We start from the raw sequence: 17,478 nt of genomic DNA on the forward strand, positions 1-17,478 counted from the left end.
GCCTTTCCGCGCGCAGCCTACTTGGACTGCAGCAATTCCTTGACGGCCTCGAAGCCGCGCTCGGCGCCCTCCGGGGTGGCGCCCTGGCCCTGGGCCATGTCGGGCTTTCCGCCGCCGCGGCCGTCGACGTACTCGCCGAACAGTTTCACGACGTCGCCAGCCTTAATGCCGCGGTCCACCGCGGACTTGGTGGCGGCGACGATGAACGGGACCTTGCCGTCGTTCTCGGCGGCCAGCACAATGAGAGCGTCCTGGTCGGCCACGCGGCCGCGCAGGTCCGCCGCCACGGTACGCAGATCGCCCGCGGCGGTGCCCTCCGGCAGACGCATGGTGATGACCTTGAAGCCGTTGACGTCGTGCGCCGAAGCCACCATGTCAGCGGCCTTGGCCACGAGCTGGGCCTTGCGGAAGTTCTCCAGCTCCTTCTCCGCGTTCTTCAACTTCTCTGCCAAAGCTGCGATGCGATCTGGGAGCTCCTCCGGCTTCGCCTTCATATCGCGGGCAACGCCCTCGAGCAGAGCTGCCTCCTTGGAGAAGTAGCGGAACGAGTCCATGCCCGAGTAGGCCTCGATGCGACGGGCGCCGGAGCCCACGGAGGACTCGCCCAGCACCGCCACCGGACCGATCTGCGAGGAATGCGCCACGTGGGTGCCGCCGCACAGCTCGATGGAAAACGGCCCGCCAATTTCCACGACGCGAACGGTCTTACCGTAGTTCTCGCCGAACAGCGCCATGGCGCCCATCTTCTCGGCCTCCTCGCGGGAAGTTTCGATGGTGTTGACCGCGAAGTCTGCGTCCACCGCCTGGTTGGTGATTGTGGCAATCTCTTCGAGCTGCGCTGGGCTGAGCTGTTCCGTGAAGTTAAAGTCAAAGCGCAGGTAGCCCGGCTTATTCATGGAACCAGCCTGCACGGCGGTGGGGCCGAGCACCTGGCGCAGGGCCGCGTGGATGAGGTGGGTAGCGGTATGGGCCTGGGTAGCGCCGTGGCGCCACTGCTCGTCCACCTGCGCGGTCACCGCGGAGCCGAGATCCAGTCCGCCGCGTGTCACCGTGGCCTTGTGGATCCAGAGCTTCTTGCCGATCTGCTGCACGTCATTGACCTGCAGCTGCGCGTCGCCGGCGAAGATTGAGCCGCGGTCACCCAGCTGGCCGCCGGATTCGGCGTAGAGCGGCGACTGGTCCAAGATGACCTCAACCTCGTCGCCTTCCGCGACCTCGTTGACCTTCTGACCACCGCGAACCAGCCCGATCACCTTGGCCGTCGAGCTGAGCTCTTCGTAGCCGGTGAAGATGGTCGGCTGGTTGTCCACCCACTCGCGGTACAGCGACTCGTCGGCGTGCGCGTTCTTCTTAGCCTTGTTGTCGGCCTTGGCGCGCTCGCGCTGCTCCGTCATCGCCGCGTCAAAGGCAGCCATGTCCACCTCGAGTCCGGCCTCCGCCGCCATCTCGAGGGTCAGGTCGATGGGGAAGCCGTAGGTATCGTGCAGCACGAAGGCATCCTGGCCCTGCAAGACCTTCTGCCCGCTACCTTTGAGATTGGCCGCCGCTTCGTCGAAGCGCTGCGTGCCGGACTCCAGGGTCTTGAGGAAGGCCTTCTCCTCGGCCACGGCCGCGCGGATGACGCGCTCGCGGTTGTCCGCGATTTCCGGGTAGGACGGAGTCATCGTGTCCATGATGGTGTTCATGAAGCGCTCCATCGTGGCCCCGGTCGCGCCCAGCAGTCGGGCAGACCGGATGATGCGACGCAGCAGGCGACGCAGGATATAGCCGCGGCCCTCGTTGGACGGGGTCACGCCGTCCAGGATGAGCATCATGCCGGTGCGGGAGTGGTCCGCGATGACGCGGAAGCGCACATCGGAGTCCTGATCCTTGCCGTAGGTGGCGCCAGTGAGTTCCTCAGCAACATCAATAACCGGGCGCAAGAGGTCCGTTTCGTAAACATTGTCCACGCCCTGAAGGATGCAGGCCACGCGCTCAATGCCCATACCAGTATCGATGTTCTTCTGCGGCAGCTCGCCCAACAGCGGGAAATTACCCTTCTTGTCACCCTCGCCGCGCTCGAACTCCATGAAGACCAGGTTCCAGATCTCCATGTAACGGTTGTCGTCCGCCTCTGGGCCGCCCTCCTGGCCGTACTCCGGGCCACGGTCGTAGTAAATCTCCGAGCAGGGACCGCATGGCCCAGGAATGCCCATGGACCAGTAGTTGTCCTCCATGCCCATGCGCTGGATGCGCTCGGCAGGCACCCCGATCTTCTGGTTCCAGATCTCCGCGGCCTCATCGTCGGTTTCGTACACCGTGACCCACAGGCGCTCCGGGTCTAGGCCCAGGCCACCGTCGTCGACCGAGTTGGTCAGCAACGCCCAGGCGTTCTTAATAGCGCCTTCCTTGAAGTACTGACCGAAGGAGAAGTTGCCCGCCATCTGGAAGAAGGTGTTGTGGCGGGTCGTAATGCCGACCTCCTCAATGTCCAGGGTGCGCACACACTTCTGGATGGAAGTTGCGGTGCCGTTGGGGAACGGCGGGGTCTGCTGGCCTAAGAAATACGGCTTGAAGGGAACCATGCCCGCGTTAACGAACAGCAAGTTCGGGTCATCAAGGATCAGCGAGGCGCTCGGTACTTCCTCGTGACCTTGGTTGACGAAGTGCTGGGTGAACCGCTGGCGGATCTCATGGGTCTTCACGTGCTAAATCCTCGCTTGGTCGATGGCAGCTATAACAACGGCTCTACTCTACCCGCGGGTTTGGCATGCTTGGATCCCGCCCCTCCCAAAATCTTAGGAACCACGCACTATCCGGCGCAGCGTGCCCACGAACTCGTGTAAGCGGCGCTCGGCTCCGTGAGTGGTCGGCGCGTAGTACACGGCATCGCGGACCTCCTCCGGGGCATATTCCTGCGTGACGACGCCCCGTGGGTCATCGTGGGGATACACGTAACCCACCGCGTGGCCGAGCTTCTTTGCGCCTTCGTAGTGCCCGTCGCGCAGGTGCGGTGGGACTGCACCGGCCTTGCCCGCGCGGACGTCGGCAAGCGCAGTGAAAATCGCAGTGGTCACGGCGTTGGACTTCGGCGCGGTCGCGAGCTTGATGGTGGCGTGCGCCAGCGTCAGCTGCGCCTCCGGCATGCCGATGAACGACACGGCCTGGTGCGCCGCGACGGCCACGTGCAGCGCGCTGTCGTCGGCGAGGCCGATGTCCTCGCTAGCCAAGATGACCAACCGTCGAGCAATAAACCGCGGGTCCTCGCCGGCTTCGATCATGCGCGCCAGGTAGTGCAGCGCGGCGTCGACGTCGCTGCCGCGGATCGACTTAATGAAAGCGCTGGTGACGTCATAGTGCTGGTCGCCGTCGCGGTCGTAGCGAACCACGGCGCGGTCGATGTTGGCGGCGACGATGTCCGCGGTGAGAACCTCCCCATCGCCGACGGCCTCCGCGGCGGCCTCGAGGTAGGTCAGCGCCCGGCGGGCGTCGCCGCCTGCCAGCTGCACCAAGGTGAAGATGGCGTCGTCGTCCGCGGTGATCCGGCCTGCCAGGCCGCGTTCGTCGGCGATGGCGCGGCGCAGCACCGTGGTGATGTCTTCGGGCTCCAACGAGTTCAATTGGAGCAGCAGCGAGCGCGATAAGAGAGGTGCCACCACCGAAAACGACGGGTTCTCCGTGGTCGCCGCCACTAAGAGTACCGTCCGGTTTTCCACGGCAGCCAGAAGAGCATCTTGCTGGGTTTTGGAAAAGCGGTGCACCTCGTCGATAAAGAGCACGGTGCGCACCCCGCGAGCAGCATCGCGCCGTGCCGCGGTAATCACTTCGCGGACCTGCTTCACACCAGAATCTAGTGCGGAAAGCCCGACGAAGTTCTGGCCCATGGCGGCCGCGATTAGTGAAGCCATGGTGGTCTTACCGGTGCCCGGCGGGCCGTACAAAATGACAGACGCCTCACCGCTGCCCTCCACCAGGCGCCGCAGGGGCTTGCCGGGAGCCAGGAGGTGCTGCTGCCCCACCACCTCATCGAGATCTGCCGGGCGCATGCGTGCCGCGAGCGGAGAACCTGCATGGGTGGCGAAGAGGTCTTGACCCCGGCCGGCCACCCCGGCGTCGTGGGCGTCGTCGCCGCGTCCGCCCAGTCCCCCAAACAGCGAGTCTTGGCTCACCAGCTACACCCCCGGCAACGCCAGGCGGCGCGCCACGGTGCATGCGAAGTCCGCAAGCGTGGCGCAGTTGGCGCCGTCGCAGCGCTGCACAAAACGCGCGAGTGCCTCGAACGTTTCGTAAAGATCGCGGCGTATAAGCAGCTCGTCCTCGTTGAAGACCGAGTCCCCCGACCCCAGCAGGTGCTTGACCAGTTCCGCGGTGTCGGCGTCGACGTGATCGGTGGCCACCTCGCCCGCGGCGTCGACAAGCTCATCCATGCCGCCCACGCACATCGCCGTAACGCTCGAGAGGACCCAGCCCACAAGCGCGGAGGTCACAGCCTCCTGCAGGAACCTATCATCCTCCACCTTCGGCCACACCTGCTTGACCTCGCGGGTCCAGGCGCTGATGAAAACATCGGCTTCGGCGTCGGTGATGGGACGTGCGAACAGGAACTGCGGGAAGCCCGCGATCACGCAAGCAACGTCGAAAATGACATTGCGGAAACCCGCCCACTCGTAGTCCAAAAAGTGCATTCCCTCGGCCACGATGATGTTGTCCGGGGACAGATCAAACGGGGTAAACCCGCGCAACTGTGCGGAATGCAAACTCGCGGCGGCCTGCTCCGCCTTGTCGGTGAACGTGCTGGGCACGTCCAAACCCGCGGCGTCGAGAAGCTTGAGGCCCATCGTCATGGACGAGCTCAGCACTTCATCGCGCACCGCCTTGGTGTCCATGCAGCCCGGGTTATGACGCAACATGCGGGCGAACAGGATGTCGTAGCCCTTTTCACGCTCCGCTGTGCCCGCGTGCATAACACCCAACGCAGTGCCCAGCTGACGCACCAGGTGCACGCGGCGGCTATCGTCCGCCACGCTCAGCAGATCCGCCAAAGTCTCGCCGTCGCCCGAATCGGTGAGCACCACAATGCGACGCTCCAAGTCATGGGCCAACAGCAGCGGCCCCGGGCGTACCTCGGCGGGCAACGACGTGGTGTACTGGTAGGCCACAATTTCGCGGACGAGGGAGGCGTCGTCGAAGGCATTGCCGGACTCCGGGGTGTACTTCAGCACCACCGTGCGGTGCGGCAGGAACGGTGAGTTGGCCACCCGCGCTCGCAGAACAATGGCGTTGCCCGAGCCACCGAGATCTTCGATGTCGCTGAGCTGCTGCGAGCCGCCGAAACGGGACGACAACAAATTCTGTGCAATGTCCACGACATCGTCATGGTCAAGCTGGCTCACCACTAGTTTCCGCTCCCTTCTCCTGCTCGCTCGCCTCCACGATTTCTATCGACTACTTCGCCGCCTTCTGTGCGTCTTTCTTCTCCGGCTTGAAGTCCACGCCGGTCTCCTTGCGCTGCGCGGCCGGAATCGGCGCCGGGGCGTCGGTCAGCGGGTCCACGCCGCCGCCGGACTTCGGGAAGGCGATGACGTCACGAATGGAATCGAAGCCGCCCAGCAGGGACACGATGCGGTCCCAACCGAAGGCGATGCCGCCGTGCGGCGGAGCGCCAAAGGCGAAGGCGTCCAGCAGGAAGCCGAACTTCTCGCGGGCCTCTTCCTCGGTAATGCCCATCACCTTGAAAACGCGCTCCTGGACGTCGCGCTCGTGGATACGAATGGAGCCGCCGCCGATTTCGTTGCCGTTGCACACGATGTCGTACGCGTACGCGGTGGCCTCGCCCGGGTTGGAGTCGAAGGAGTCCTTCCATTCCGGCTTCGGGGAGGTAAAAGCGTGGTGCACCGCGGTCCACGTGGAGTTACCCAGAGCCACGTCGCCGGAGGCGGTGGCGTCCGCTGAAGGCTCGAACAGCGGGGCGTCAACAACCCAGGTGAATGCCCAGTCGCCGTCCTTGATGAGGTCCAGCTTGCGGGCGATCTCACCACGGGCCGCGCCGAGCAGCGCGCGGGAAGACTTGGTGTCGCCGGCGGCGAAGAAGATAGCGTCGCCCGGCTTCGCACCAACGTGTGCGGCGATGCCGTCGCGCTCAGCGTCGGTGATGTTCTTGGCCACCGGGCCGCCCAGGGTGCCGTCCTCAGCGATGGTGATGTACGCCAAGCCCTTGGCACCGCGCTGCTTCGCCCATTCCTGCCATGCATCAAACTGGCGGCGCGGCTGGGAGGCCCCGCCCTCCATCACGACGGCACCCACGTACTCGTTCTGGAACACGCGGAAGGTGGTGTCCTTGAAGAACTCGGTGCATTCGGTGATCTTGATGTCGAAGCGCAGATCTGGCTTGTCCGAACCGTAGTACTTCATGGCGTGCTCGTAGGTCATGCGGGGGATCGGGGTGGTGATCTCGTAACCAATGAGCTTCCACAGCTCCACGAGGATCTCCTCCGCCAGGGCGATGACGTCATCCTGGTCCACGAAGGACATCTCGACGTCCAGCTGGGTGAACTCCGGCTGGCGATCCGCGCGGAAATCCTCGTCGCGGTAGCAGCGCGCGATCTGGTAGTAGCGTTCCATGCCGGCCACCATGAGCAGCTGCTTAAACAGCTGCGGGGACTGCGGCAGGGCGTACCAGGAGCCCGGCTTCAGGCGCGCCGGAACCAAGAAGTCACGCGCACCCTCCGGGGTGGAGCGGGTCAGCGTCGGGGTCTCGATCTCGGTGAAGTCGTGGCGGTCCAACACCTCGCGCGCGGCGCGGTTGGCGGCAGAGCGCAGGCGCAGAGCGTCACCCTGGGACTTACGGCGCAGGTCCAGGTAGCGGTAGCGCAGGCGGGCCTCTTCGCCCACCTCGCCGGACGTGGACGGGTCATCGATCTGGAACGGGAGTGCCTCGGACTTGTTGAGCACCTCCAACTCAGCGACGTTCACCTCGATCTCACCCGACGGCAGGTTCGGGTTCTCGGAGCCCTCCGGGCGTGCCTCGACGACGCCGGTGACCTTGATGCAGTATTCCGACCGCAGATCGTGGGCGCGCTCCGCAACCTCAGACTCGCGGAAAACTACCTGCGCCAAACCGGAGCGGTCACGCAAGTCGATGAAGATCACACCACCATGGTCTCGGCGGCGGGATACCCAACCTGTCAAAGTTACCGACTGACCTGCAATATCTTTGCGGAGTTCCCCCGCTAGGTGAGTGCGCAACACGCGTTGTTACTTCCTTCCAGCCTGTACATGTTCCCGTTTCGGGCATTCTCTATCGCGCCCAGTGTACTCGGTCTATGCCAGCGTTTCCCGACTAGGTGTGGCAGTATTTTGAGTATGACTTTCAGAGAAGGCGCAGACTTTGGAGACCGAGCACAAACCACCCGAGGCGGTGGCGGCCGCGGCGGCACAATCGCGGCCGGCGGCGGCATCGGCTCCCTCCTCCTCATTGGACTCTTCCTCCTCCTCGGCGGCAACCCTAACGATTTGGGCGGACTCGTATCCGGCGGCGGGCAGCAAGAGCTCCCCAAGGCAGAAGGCAGCCAATACCAGCACTGCACAACCGCGGAAGACGGCAACAACCATGCCGACTGCCGCGTTGCATTCACCGCGCAATCTTTGGATAACGTGTGGACCGAGATGCTCCGCGATCAGGCGGGCTTGGAATACACCGAGCCGGGCCTGGTCATCTTCCAGAACTCCACCAACTCCGGCTGCGGCATGGCGTCTTCTTCCACGGGCCCCTTCTACTGCCCGGGCGATCAGAGCGCCTACTTCGATACCTCCTTCTTTAGCCAGCTGGAGCAGCTGGGCGGCTCCGACGCCCCGTTCGCGCAGATGTACATCGTGGCCCACGAGTTCGGCCACCACATTCAGCAGATTGAAGGCACCCTGCGCTTGTCCAACTACAACCAGCCGGGCGAAGACTCGAACGCAGTGAAGGTTGAGCTGCAGGCAGACTGCTACGCAGGGCTGTGGGCCCACCACGCGGACAAGGGCGAAAACGCCCTGTTGGAGCCCCTCACCGAGGAGCAGGTCAAGACCGCACTCGAGTCCGCCCGCGCGGTCGGCGATGACAACATCCAGCAGCGCACCCAGGGCCAGGTCCGCCCGGATCTGTGGACCCACGGTTCCTCCAAGGATCGCCAGAACGCCTTCCTTGCCGGCTACCAGTCCGGCAAGATGAGCCAGTGCGACACCCTGGGCCGCGGGGTGTACAAGGGTTAATACCCGCCGCGTTGCACAGCGCGTCATTTTTACCCACTCACGGCCGATCGGAAACGATTCTGGCCAGAGTGGGCAAAATTTTTCCCGTGCCCTGAGGCGCGAACGGCGTACCGTGGCCATAAAAATGCACCACTTTCTACAATCGAGGGTGATGCATTCACCGCTTGACGGTCCCCCCTCGAAAAGGCCTCTCGAGAAACTTTTTGGCTGTTCAAGCCCGCCGCACCCCGCGCATCCTTCCAATACAGTGGAGTCCATGACCGACCGCGCCACTACCTTTCTCGCCGCCTTCAACGACATCGAGTCCCACCTCCGGGACACACTCAACGCCGGCGACAGCCAGCCTTTTTGGAAGCTCGTCGAGTGGTCCAAAAACAAACACATGCTCACCGACGAGCAGGCCGCGCAGCTCAAGGACTTTGCCAAACTACGCAACGCCATTTCGCATGGCCAGTATTACGGCGACCAGCCCACCGCCAGCCCCCACGAGGACGTCGTGGCGGACATCATTGACATCCGCAACAAGCTCCTCACGCCTCCCCTGGCGCTGTCCCTCCTGCCGCCGCAGAAAGTCCTCACCGTCGACCCGGATGACAACGTCGCTACCGTGCTTGACATCATTCGGGAGCACGACGTCTCGCAGATTCCCGTCTACGATGATGGCCGCTTCGTGCGACTGCTCACCATGAACGCCGTCGCGCGCTGGGTCGCCCACCACGTCGACGATGACCTTGCGTCTTCTCACGTGAGCGACCTTCTCGATTATCTCAAGGACCACGAACGGGCGCTCATTGTCCACCGCGACGCGACCGCCCTCGAGGCCTACGAGCTACTTACCAAACCCGGCAATCACGGCGAGACCCCGCGTGCGCTCATCATCAGCGAGCACGGCAAGCCCGATCAAAGGCCCATCCGGGTCATTTCACCGCGGGACTTGCACGTGCTTGTCGACGCCCTGTAAGCCCGCCCTGTAGTCCCACCGCGTTCACCCCGCCTACCCCTCACGGGAATTGCACGGCCACAAACTTGTTGACATGACATAGAAACCCACGAGCAAAGGAACCGTCATGCAATTCGGAATCTTCACCATCGGCGACGTCACCACTGACCCAACCAACGGCACCACCCCCACCGAGGCCGAGCGCATCCGCTCGATTACCAAGTACGCCCTCAAAGCCGAGGAAGTTGGCCTCGACGTCTTCGCCACCGGCGAGCACCACAACCCGCCGTTCGTGCCGTCTTCGCCGACCACCCACCTGGGATATATCGCCGCACAGACCAAGCACCTCCAGCTCTCCACCGCGACAACGCTCATTACCACCAACGATCCCCTCAAAATCGCCGAAGATTTCGCGTTCTTGCAACACGCCTCCGGCGGCCGCGTGGATCTCATGATGGGCCGTGGCAACACCGGACCGGTGTACCCGTGGTTCGGCAAGGACATCCGCCAGGGCATCCCCTTGGCCATAGAGAACTACCACCTCCTCCGTCGCCTCTGGCGCGAAAAGAACATCACGTGGCAGGGCAAGTTCCGCACTCCACTCCAGGGCTATACCTCGACCCCGTCCCCACTGGATGACACCCCACCTTTCGTCTGGCACGGCTCCATCCGTTCCGTCCAGATTCCTGAACAGGCTGGTTTCTACGGCGATGCCTTCTTCCACAACAACATCTTCTGGAACAAGGAGCACACCGCCAAGATGGTGGACATGTACCGCCGCCGTTTTGAGTCCTACGGACACGGCCGCGCCGACCAAGCCATCGTGGGTCTGGGCGGCCAGGTGTTCATCGGCGAGTCCGAAGAGGCGGCAAAGAAGTTCTTCCGCCCCTACTTCGACAACGCCCCGGTGTACGGTCACGGTCCGAGTCTCGAGGAATTCACGGACATGACCCCACTGACGGTGGGAACCGTGGAGCAGGTTGTTGAGCGCACCATGCAGTTCGCCGACTGGGTGGGCGACTACCAGCGCCAGTTGTTCCTCATTGACCATGCCGGCCTGCCTGAGGAGGTGGTTCTCAACCAGATTGAGCTCCTGGGCACCCAGGTGGTCCCCGAGCTGCGCCGCCGCATGGAGGCGCGCCGCCCGGAGCACGTTCCGTCCGATCCGCCGACCCACGCCACCTTGAAGGCAGATCGCAACCACCCGCACCACTTCGTCGATCCCACCCAACGCGGCTAGCCCCCGCCCGCGCCCATAGTAAGGAGGAACCATGCGCAATCTCGTCGTCCTCTCCGCGGGGCTATCAACCCCGTCCACGACCTCAAAGCTTGCCGACGACCTCAGCGCCGCCGTCCGCGCCCAGGTCACGGCCCGAGGCGAGGACCTCACCATCACCCACGTGGAGCTCAAGGAGCTTCTCGCAGATCTGACGGCGGCCTATTCCAACTTTGGCGCACCAACGCCGCTTCTCGACGCCGCGAAGAAAGCGCTTACCGACGCCGACGGCCTCATTGCGGTCACCCCGGTGTTCCAGGCGAGCTATTCCGGTCTGTTCAAGATGTTCTTCGACGTGCTGGACAAGAAGGCGCTGGCGAACCTGCCCACCATCATCGGCGCCACCGCAGGCACCGCCAGGCACTCTCTCATGCTGGAACATGCCGTTCGACCGCTCATGAGTTACCTCGGCGCCCTCGTCATGCCCACGGCTGTATTCTTCGCCACTGAGGACTTCGGCTCCGAAGAGGGCTTGGGACACGACGGCCGCGTCCGGCGGGCGGCGCAGGAACTGTCCCAGCATATGGTGGACACCACGACCGCGGTCGCCGGTCTCGCTGGTACGCAGACCACAACCCTGAATGAAAATGAGCCGCAGCGGCGGGGAGCTACTGCCCCAGACCAGGCATTTACGCCGATGAGCGAGATGCTGAAGAATTTCGGCGGTAACGAACAGCCCTGATCCCACCCCTGCACCACCCGCAAGCCCTGCCATAGTAACCACACCCGCACTTCGATCGGTAATATGACTGGCAACACACCTGGCGATACTCAACGAAGGAGAATCCCACACTATGACGATTAGCGTCACTGACATCTTCAGCATTGGCATTGGTCCCTCCTCTTCACACACTGTGGGCCCTATGCGCGCTGCTAAAGCGTTTGTCGAATCCCTGCCCCAGGATCCAGCGAAGGTACACATCGAGCTGCGCGGTTCCCTCTCCGCAACAGGCAAGGGCCACGCCACGGACCGCGCCTCCATCTTGGGCCTTGTTGGCTGGACGCCGATGAACGTGCCGGAGGACGTCAAGCCGGGCCCCAATGATGTCATCCCCGCGGAGGGACACATCACGGGCCCTGCCGGTGAGATGGACTATTCGATTGAGTTCAACAACACACCGGTTCCGGAGCATCCCAACTGCCTCATCTTGAGCGCCTGGGACGCCGCCGGCAACGTCCTGGCTGAGGGCGCCGAATACTTTTCCGTGGGCGGTGGCTTCATCCTGTCCCGTGCGGAGCTGGACGCGGAGGTGGCCTCCAGGGACGAGGTTCCCGCCGGTGTGGCCGCGGCCCACGTGGAATACCGCGTGCCTTACGAATTCACCTCCGGCAACGAACTGCTTCAGCACTGCCAGGATTCCGGACTCTCCATCTGGGAGGTCGTTGCCGCCAACGAGGCCGTCCTGCACAAGGACGACGGCGGCCTTGATGCCGTGTATGCCCACCTCGACAAGGTGTGGGATGTCATGCGCGAGTGTGTCACCGCGGGGATTAGCCACACCGGCGAGCTACCCGGCGGACTGCGGGTCCCCCGTCGCGCGCCGCAGGTCTACCGCCAGCTCCTCGAGCGCGCCGAAGACCGCTCTTGCGGATTTTCCGCCATGGAGTGGGTCAACCTTTATGCACTGGCTGTCAATGAGCAGAACGCCGCCGGTGGTCGTGTCATCACCGCCCCAACCAACGGCGCCTCCGGCATCATCCCGGCCGTGCTGCATTATGCTCGCGATTTCCGCCCGGACTTCACCCGCACCGAAGCGCGTAAATACATGCTCACCGCCGGCGCCGTGGGCATGATCATCAAGCAGAACGCCTCGATCTCCGGCGCCGAGGTCGGCTGCCAGGGCGAGGTCGGCTCGGCCTGCTCCATGGCGGCCGCCGGTCTCGCCGAGATTCTCGGCGGCACCCCGGCTCAGGTGGAAAACGCCGCTGAAATTGCCCTCGAGCACAACCTTGGGCTGACCTGCGATCCGGTGGGCGGTCTGGTGCAGATCCCCTGCATCGAGCGCAACGCCATCGGCGCGGTCAAAGCCATCAACGCCGCGCGCCTCGCGCTCATGGGTGAAGGCACCCACCACGTGAGCTTGGACGACGCCGTTCAAACCATGGCGGAGACTGGCCGCGACATGCTCTCCAAGTACAAAGAGACCTCCATGGGCGGCCTGGCCAAAACACTGGGCCTGCCCGTCAGCCAGGTCAACTGCTAAGCGCCTTACGGCGCTGAGCGAACGGTGCCACCAGACGCCTTACGGCGCTGAGCGAACGGTGCTCAAGCGCCTATTTAAGGGCGCCGAGGCGCTGCCCGAGGAAGCTGACGACGTCGCCGAGCGCAACGGACTCCTGCTCCCCAGCCTCCATGTCCTTGACCGCTACGTTGCCGTCGGCAAGCTCCTGCTCACCGAGCACCAAGGTGTAGCGCGCACCGGCACGGTTCGCGCCCTTCATTGCGCCCTTCAGGCCACGGTCACCGAAGGACATGTCGCAGGTGAAGCCCTTGAGGCGCAGATCGTTGACCAGCACGGTCATTTTCTTCTTGGCCTCAGCGCCCAACGCGACGCCGTAGACGTCCACGCGGTGGATCGAAGAGTCGACGGTGATACCTTCCGCTTCCATCGCGAGCACGGTGCGATCTACGCCTAGGCCGTAACCAATGCCCGAGAGGTTCTGCCCGCCGAGCTGGGCCATCAGGCCGTCGTAACGCCCGCCACCGCCAATGCCGGACTGTGCGCCGAGACCATCGTGCACGAACTCGAAGGTGGTCTTGGTGTAGTAGTCCAAGCCACGGACCATGCGCGGGTTAATCTCGTACGGCACTCCCATGTCGTCAAGGAGCCCAGTAACGGTCTCAAAGTGCTCGCGGCACGGGCCGTCGAGGTGATCCAGCATGAGCGGCGCGTCAGCCGTCATCTCGCGGACCTCCTCACGCTTATCATCGAGCACGCGCAGGGGGTTGAGTTCCGCACGCTTGCGGGTCTCCTCGTCCAAGGGCAGCTTAAACAGGAATTCCTGTAGCTTCTCCCGGTACGCCGGACGACAATTGGCGTCTCCAAGGCTCGTCAATTCCAGTCGAAAACCGGACAGGCCCAAGGCGCGGTAGGAGCGATCGGCCAACGCGATGACCTCGGCGTCGAGAGCCGGGTCGTCGACACCGATCGCCTCCACGCCCACCTGCTGCAGCTGACGGTAGCGGCCCGCTTGTGGGCGCTCGTAGCGAAAGAACGGCCCAAAGTAGTTGAGCTTGACCGGAAGCTGGCCACGGTCCAACCCGTGCTGAATCACCGCACGCATCACGCCGGCGGTGCCCTCCGGGCGAAGGGTTACGGAACGCTCACCGCGGTCAGCGAAGGTGTACATCTCTTTGCTCACCACATCGGTGGACTCGCCCACGCCGCGGGCAAACAGCGTGGTGTCCTCGAAAATCGGCAGTTCAATGTGCTGAAAGCCAGAGATGTGCGCTTGCCGGACCATTTCATCGCGCACGTGGTAAAACACCTCGGACTGCGGCGGCACGTAGTCCGGAACGCCCTTGGGGGCAGACAGGGCTTGAAACTTCTTTTTGTCGCTCACGGGAATCTCTCTTCTTTCACTGAACGCTTAAGGCGTGCGAAGGTTTAACAGGAACGGATTAGTCATGCGCTCATTGCGCATCGTTGTGGTGGGCCCGTGGCCTGGCAGCAGAGCCAGCTGATCGTCGAGGGCATCGCACAACGTGGCCAGGGACTTGTCCATCGCGGCAGGGTCAGAGTGCTGCAGGTCGGTACGACCAATCGAGCCGCGGAACAACACATCGCCGGTGATGGCAAACTCGTCGCCGACGAACACCACGCTGCCTGGGGAGTGCCCTGGCGCATGGACTAGGCGGAACTTCTGGCCGACTATCTGGAAATCAGCGCCGTCATCCAGGAGGCGAAGATCGTCGATGGGCACCATGTTCTTGGCATCGAAAAGAATCTGGGATTCGGTGGACACCCCGGCGCCGTCATCAAGCATGAAGGCATCCTCGCCGTGAATATAGACCGGAACCGAATACTTTTTCGCCACGTCGCCGGCCTCGCGGGTGTGATCCAGATGGCCGTGAGTCAACACGACGGCGTCTAGCTCCAGCTGGTTCTCCGCAAGCCAGGAATCTACCCGGGACGCGGCATGCATGCCCGGATCGATGACGACGCCGCGGCCATTCGCCGAGAGCAGGTACGTATTCGTCTTATACGGTCCCGCCACAAAACCTGTGATGTCCATAGGCTCCTACTCTAGCGCGTTCCGCGCACGAAAAAGGCAGCACCCACGGGTGCTGCCTTCCAACAACTTACTCCGAAACGGCGCGGCGTTGGCCGCTGTGCTGCCGGTGTGGGCTTCTCCGTCAGGAGCTTTAGTTCAACGCGGCGATGACGGCGTCGTAGTCCGGCTCCTCAGAAATTTCCTCCACGAGCTGAACGTAGGTGACCTTGTGGTCGGTATCGGTCACGATGACGGCGCGGGTCAACAGGCCCTTCAGTGGGCTGCCCTCGAGAGTCACCCCGAGCTCTTCGCCGAAGCTGGTACGGAACGCGGAACCCACCTCAACGTTCTCGATACCCTCGGCGGCGCAGAAGCGCGCCTGAGCGAACGGGAGGTCCTTGGAGGCATTGAGCACCACGGTGTTGTCCAGGGAAGCGGCCTTCTCGTTGAAGGTGCGCAGCGTCTGGGCGCAGGTGCCGGTGTCCACGGACGGGAAGGTGGAGATCACCAGGCGCTTACCCTGGAACTCGGAGGTATTAATCTCGGACAGGTCGGTGCCCACCAGGGTCAAGTTCGGCAGCTGGTCGCCCTCGACGGGGAGGTTTCCTACGGTGGTCGTCGGTTCGTTCTTGAAAGTTACGTTGGCCATGTGCCCCACAATAGCCACGCCCACGGGTACCTCGCTACAGCTCCGATGGTTAGTGCCGCTAGAATCAATTGACGACTGCAATCTCTTAGCAATTTCAAACGCACCAGAAGGTAGGACTACCTGTGTCGGACAACCGCAAACGCAGCGAAGAAGCCCTCGGCTCGCTGCAGCGTGAACTAAAATCCCGCGAGCGCAAAGAAAAGGCGCGCCCCTTCGGCGTTGTCCTGTGGTCGCTGCTCGCCATCCTCGCCATTGCCGGCGGCATCACTTACTTGGCCACACGCGAGCCTTCGCCGGAGCAGATCCAGGCTGACAGCGCCACAGAGTCAGAGAAGCAAAGCGAGGAGCAGACTCCGCAGGGCGAGCCCCTGGCGATGAAGCGTGCAAAGGCTCTTCCGGCTACCGTGAAGTGCGACTACGTCGACAGCAAGGAGAAGGCCGCGAAGAAGGTTTCCAAGCCTAAGACTAAGGATGTCTCTGCCAAGGGAACTGTGAACGTCACCTTGAACACCAACCAGGGCAAGATTGGCATGGAGCTTGACCGCGCTGCGTCGCCGTGTACCGTCAACGCCATTGAGCACCTGGCTGATGAAGGCTACTACGACGACACAGTGTGCCACCGCATGACCACGTCCGGTATCTTCGTGCTGCAGTGTGGCGATCCCACGGGCAAGGGCTCCGGCGGCCCTGGTTTTACCTTCGCGAACGAGTACCCGACGGACGAGGCCAATGGTTCCACCGATCCGGTGATCTATCCTCGCGGTTCCATCGCGATGGCCAATGCTGGCAAGGACAAGAAGGGCCGCGATACCAACGGCTCCCAGTTCTTCCTCAACTACAAGGATTCCCCGCTCGCACCTGACTACACCTACTTCGGCCAGATCAGCGAAGAAGGTCTGAAGACAATCGACAAGGTTGCCGAGGCCGGTGTGAAGGGTGACTCCACCGCAATGGGCGATGGTGAGCCTGCTCAAGAGGTCAAGATCAAGTCCGCGAAGGTTGCTTAGAATTCTTAAAGATTTCTACTTGATGTCCTTGCCAAAGCCTGGCAGGGGCACTACCATGAGTGAAGACTTTGGTCGACCACGATTTTCGAAGGATTTAATACCATGAAGCTCTTTTCCCGCAAGGCAATCGTTGCCGCTGCTACCGCTCTGACCGTCTCCACCACCGGCGCCGTTGCTGCTCCGGCTGCTTTCGCTGCTGAGACCACCACCGCTACCACCACCTCCGAGGCTCCGAAGGAGACCACCAAGCCGGACGAGGGCGGCTCCTCCGCTGACCCGAAGGAGATCAAGGAGTGGATTGGCGTCGTTACCGCTGTTATCGGCGTCCTGGGCACTATCTTCGGTTTCGTTTCCAAGTACTTCCTGAAGTAAACCGCACAGCGGTTTCCCGCCGCTAACAATTAGGCCACGCCCTCACGGGCGTGGCCTTTTTAATTTCAACGTGACGAAGCAGAGTTAGGTTCCACCTAACTGTCCTTGTGGGGCGGCCGCTTACGGTGATCGGGTCCCGAGTCGGTCAAAATGTATTTCTCGGCGCCACGGACTCCTTTGAATACCTTTGCGTTAAGCTGCTTGTCCATGCCAATGACGCTTAGGTGCCCGGCGGGCTCCAAGATCATCACCTGGACGTCTGCTAGTCGGCCGTACCCCGCCTTGCGTACGGCCGAGTAGATATCGCTGTCGGTCACGTGGCTGTAAGTCTGGTTCTCCGCAATCATGCGGCCGTTATAGACCAAGAGCACGGGACTGCGGTCGATGAACTTCGACCAGGCAACGTAGCGCCTCACGGTGCCAAACGCAGCCTCGAGAATCATCAAGACAGTCAAGCCAATAACGCCGGAGGCCAACGTGGGCGGATTGCCCACGATAACGCGGCCGGCGACGGCACCGAACATAATGATGATCACCGCATCCGATGCTGTCATGGACACCAACACCCGCGAGCCAAAGAGCTTCACCAAAATCATGAAGGCCAGGTAGATGCCTACCGAGGCCAGCACAACCGCGAGGATGCGTTGCGGAGCGATTCCCAACTGGAATCGCAGTTCTTGCCCAATCAATTCCCAGAAACTCACAAGCCTCCACCCTACTCGGTGAGCTATGGCTTCTCTATGGCGTTCAATAGGCACACGACTACCTGCGCGCCCAATACTTATGA

At 62.8% G+C, this 17,478-nt stretch carries 15 protein-coding genes; 7 read left to right on the forward strand and 8 right to left on the reverse strand.

Annotation, left to right across the window (positions count from 1 at the left end):
• Positions 1 to 17: 17 nt before the first annotated feature.
• The 4 genes from alaS to aspS all read right to left on the reverse strand — a co-directional run bounded on the left by alaS (position 18) and on the right by aspS (position 7,227).
• On the reverse strand, positions 18 to 2,684 hold the full coding sequence (gene alaS, locus H0194_RS00790) for an alanine--tRNA ligase (protein WP_185176016.1): 2,667 nt from the start codon (positions 2,682 to 2,684) through the stop codon (positions 18 to 20).
• A 93-nt stretch (positions 2,685 to 2,777) separates the two neighbouring features.
• On the reverse strand, positions 2,778 to 4,148 hold the full coding sequence (locus H0194_RS00795; RefSeq protein WP_425486435.1) for a replication-associated recombination protein A: 1,371 nt from the start codon (positions 4,146 to 4,148) through the stop codon (positions 2,778 to 2,780).
• Positions 4,149 to 4,151: 3 nt separating this feature from the next.
• Positions 4,152 to 5,372 (reverse strand): protein kinase family protein, encoded by a 1,221-nt coding sequence (locus H0194_RS00800; protein WP_185176017.1) that lies wholly within the window; start codon positions 5,370 to 5,372, stop codon positions 4,152 to 4,154.
• A gap of 52 nt (positions 5,373 to 5,424) precedes the next feature.
• Positions 5,425 to 7,227, reverse strand: coding sequence for an aspartate--tRNA ligase (gene aspS / locus H0194_RS00805; RefSeq protein ID WP_185176018.1), 1,803 nt, complete (start codon positions 7,225 to 7,227; stop codon positions 5,425 to 5,427).
• Between the two features lie 114 nt (positions 7,228 to 7,341).
• Here aspS and ypfJ point away from each other — a divergent pair, with 114 nt between their 5' ends.
• The 5 genes from ypfJ to H0194_RS00830 all read left to right on the forward strand — a co-directional run bounded on the left by ypfJ (position 7,342) and on the right by H0194_RS00830 (position 12,652).
• A complete protein-coding gene (ypfJ, locus tag H0194_RS00810; protein ID WP_185176019.1) occupies positions 7,342 to 8,232 on the forward strand; it encodes a KPN_02809 family neutral zinc metallopeptidase in 891 nt (296 codons plus the stop codon).
• Positions 8,233 to 8,488: 256 nt separating this feature from the next.
• Positions 8,489 to 9,193, forward strand: a complete 705-nt coding sequence (locus H0194_RS00815) for a CBS domain-containing protein (protein ID WP_185176020.1) — start codon at positions 8,489 to 8,491, stop codon at positions 9,191 to 9,193.
• A 106-nt stretch (positions 9,194 to 9,299) separates the two neighbouring features.
• On the forward strand, positions 9,300 to 10,412 hold the full coding sequence (locus H0194_RS00820) for an LLM class flavin-dependent oxidoreductase (protein WP_185176021.1): 1,113 nt from the start codon (positions 9,300 to 9,302) through the stop codon (positions 10,410 to 10,412).
• A 31-nt stretch (positions 10,413 to 10,443) separates the two neighbouring features.
• Positions 10,444 to 11,130: a CE1759 family FMN reductase gene (locus tag H0194_RS00825; protein WP_185176022.1), complete on the forward strand. Its 687-nt coding sequence runs from the start codon at positions 10,444 to 10,446 to the stop codon at positions 11,128 to 11,130.
• A gap of 112 nt (positions 11,131 to 11,242) precedes the next feature.
• On the forward strand, positions 11,243 to 12,652 hold the full coding sequence (locus H0194_RS00830; protein ID WP_185176023.1) for an L-serine ammonia-lyase: 1,410 nt from the start codon (positions 11,243 to 11,245) through the stop codon (positions 12,650 to 12,652).
• Positions 12,653 to 12,722: 70 nt separating this feature from the next.
• Here H0194_RS00830 and hisS read toward each other — a convergent pair whose 3' ends face one another.
• The 3 genes from hisS to tpx form a co-directional block, all read right to left on the reverse strand.
• A complete protein-coding gene (gene hisS, locus H0194_RS00835; protein ID WP_185176024.1) occupies positions 12,723 to 14,012 on the reverse strand; it encodes a histidine--tRNA ligase in 1,290 nt (429 codons plus the stop codon).
• A 27-nt stretch (positions 14,013 to 14,039) separates the two neighbouring features.
• The gene (locus tag H0194_RS00840; protein ID WP_185176025.1) at positions 14,040 to 14,684 is read right to left on the reverse strand and encodes an MBL fold metallo-hydrolase; all 645 of its coding nucleotides are present in this window, start codon (positions 14,682 to 14,684) and stop codon (positions 14,040 to 14,042) included.
• Between the two features lie 130 nt (positions 14,685 to 14,814).
• Positions 14,815 to 15,312 (reverse strand): thiol peroxidase, encoded by a 498-nt coding sequence (tpx, locus tag H0194_RS00845; RefSeq protein WP_185176026.1) that lies wholly within the window; start codon positions 15,310 to 15,312, stop codon positions 14,815 to 14,817.
• 122 nt (positions 15,313 to 15,434) lie between these two features.
• On the opposite strand from tpx, the gene H0194_RS00850 reads away from it, so the two are divergent.
• Complete coding sequence (locus tag H0194_RS00850) at positions 15,435 to 16,319, forward strand: peptidylprolyl isomerase (RefSeq protein WP_185176027.1); 885 nt, start codon at positions 15,435 to 15,437, stop codon at positions 16,317 to 16,319.
• Positions 16,320 to 16,421: 102 nt separating this feature from the next.
• Positions 16,422 to 16,691, forward strand: a complete 270-nt coding sequence (locus H0194_RS00855; protein ID WP_185176028.1) for a hypothetical protein — start codon at positions 16,422 to 16,424, stop codon at positions 16,689 to 16,691.
• 95 nt (positions 16,692 to 16,786) lie between these two features.
• On the opposite strand, the gene H0194_RS00860 is transcribed toward H0194_RS00855, so the two are convergent.
• Positions 16,787 to 17,395, reverse strand: coding sequence for a DUF421 domain-containing protein (locus H0194_RS00860; RefSeq protein ID WP_246388961.1), 609 nt, complete (start codon positions 17,393 to 17,395; stop codon positions 16,787 to 16,789).
• Between the last annotated feature and the right edge of the window lie 83 nt (positions 17,396 to 17,478).

It is taken from the genome of Corynebacterium incognita (assembly GCF_014217255.1).
In the GTDB taxonomy this organism is placed as follows: Bacteria; Actinomycetota; Actinomycetes; order Mycobacteriales; family Mycobacteriaceae; genus Corynebacterium; species Corynebacterium incognitum.

What these genes read in the sequence shown, in the direction of transcription:
- ypfJ (WP_185176019.1), top strand. Translation starts at nt 7,342, where the DNA reads ATGACTTTCAGAGAAGGCGCAGACTTTGGAGACCGAGCACAAACCACC.
- H0194_RS00815 (WP_185176020.1), top strand. Translation starts at nt 8,489, where the DNA reads ATGACCGACCGCGCCACTACCTTTCTCGCCGCCTTCAACGACATCGAG.
- H0194_RS00820 (WP_185176021.1), top strand. Translation starts at nt 9,300, where the DNA reads ATGCAATTCGGAATCTTCACCATCGGCGACGTCACCACTGACCCAACC.
- H0194_RS00825 (WP_185176022.1), top strand. Translation starts at nt 10,444, where the DNA reads ATGCGCAATCTCGTCGTCCTCTCCGCGGGGCTATCAACCCCGTCCACG.
- H0194_RS00830 (WP_185176023.1), top strand. Translation starts at nt 11,243, where the DNA reads ATGACGATTAGCGTCACTGACATCTTCAGCATTGGCATTGGTCCCTCC.
- H0194_RS00840 (WP_185176025.1), bottom strand. Translation starts at nt 14,684, where the DNA reads ATGGACATCACAGGTTTTGTGGCGGGACCGTATAAGACGAATACGTAC.
- tpx (WP_185176026.1), bottom strand. Translation starts at nt 15,312, where the DNA reads ATGGCCAACGTAACTTTCAAGAACGAACCGACGACCACCGTAGGAAAC.
- H0194_RS00855 (WP_185176028.1), top strand. Translation starts at nt 16,422, where the DNA reads ATGAAGCTCTTTTCCCGCAAGGCAATCGTTGCCGCTGCTACCGCTCTG.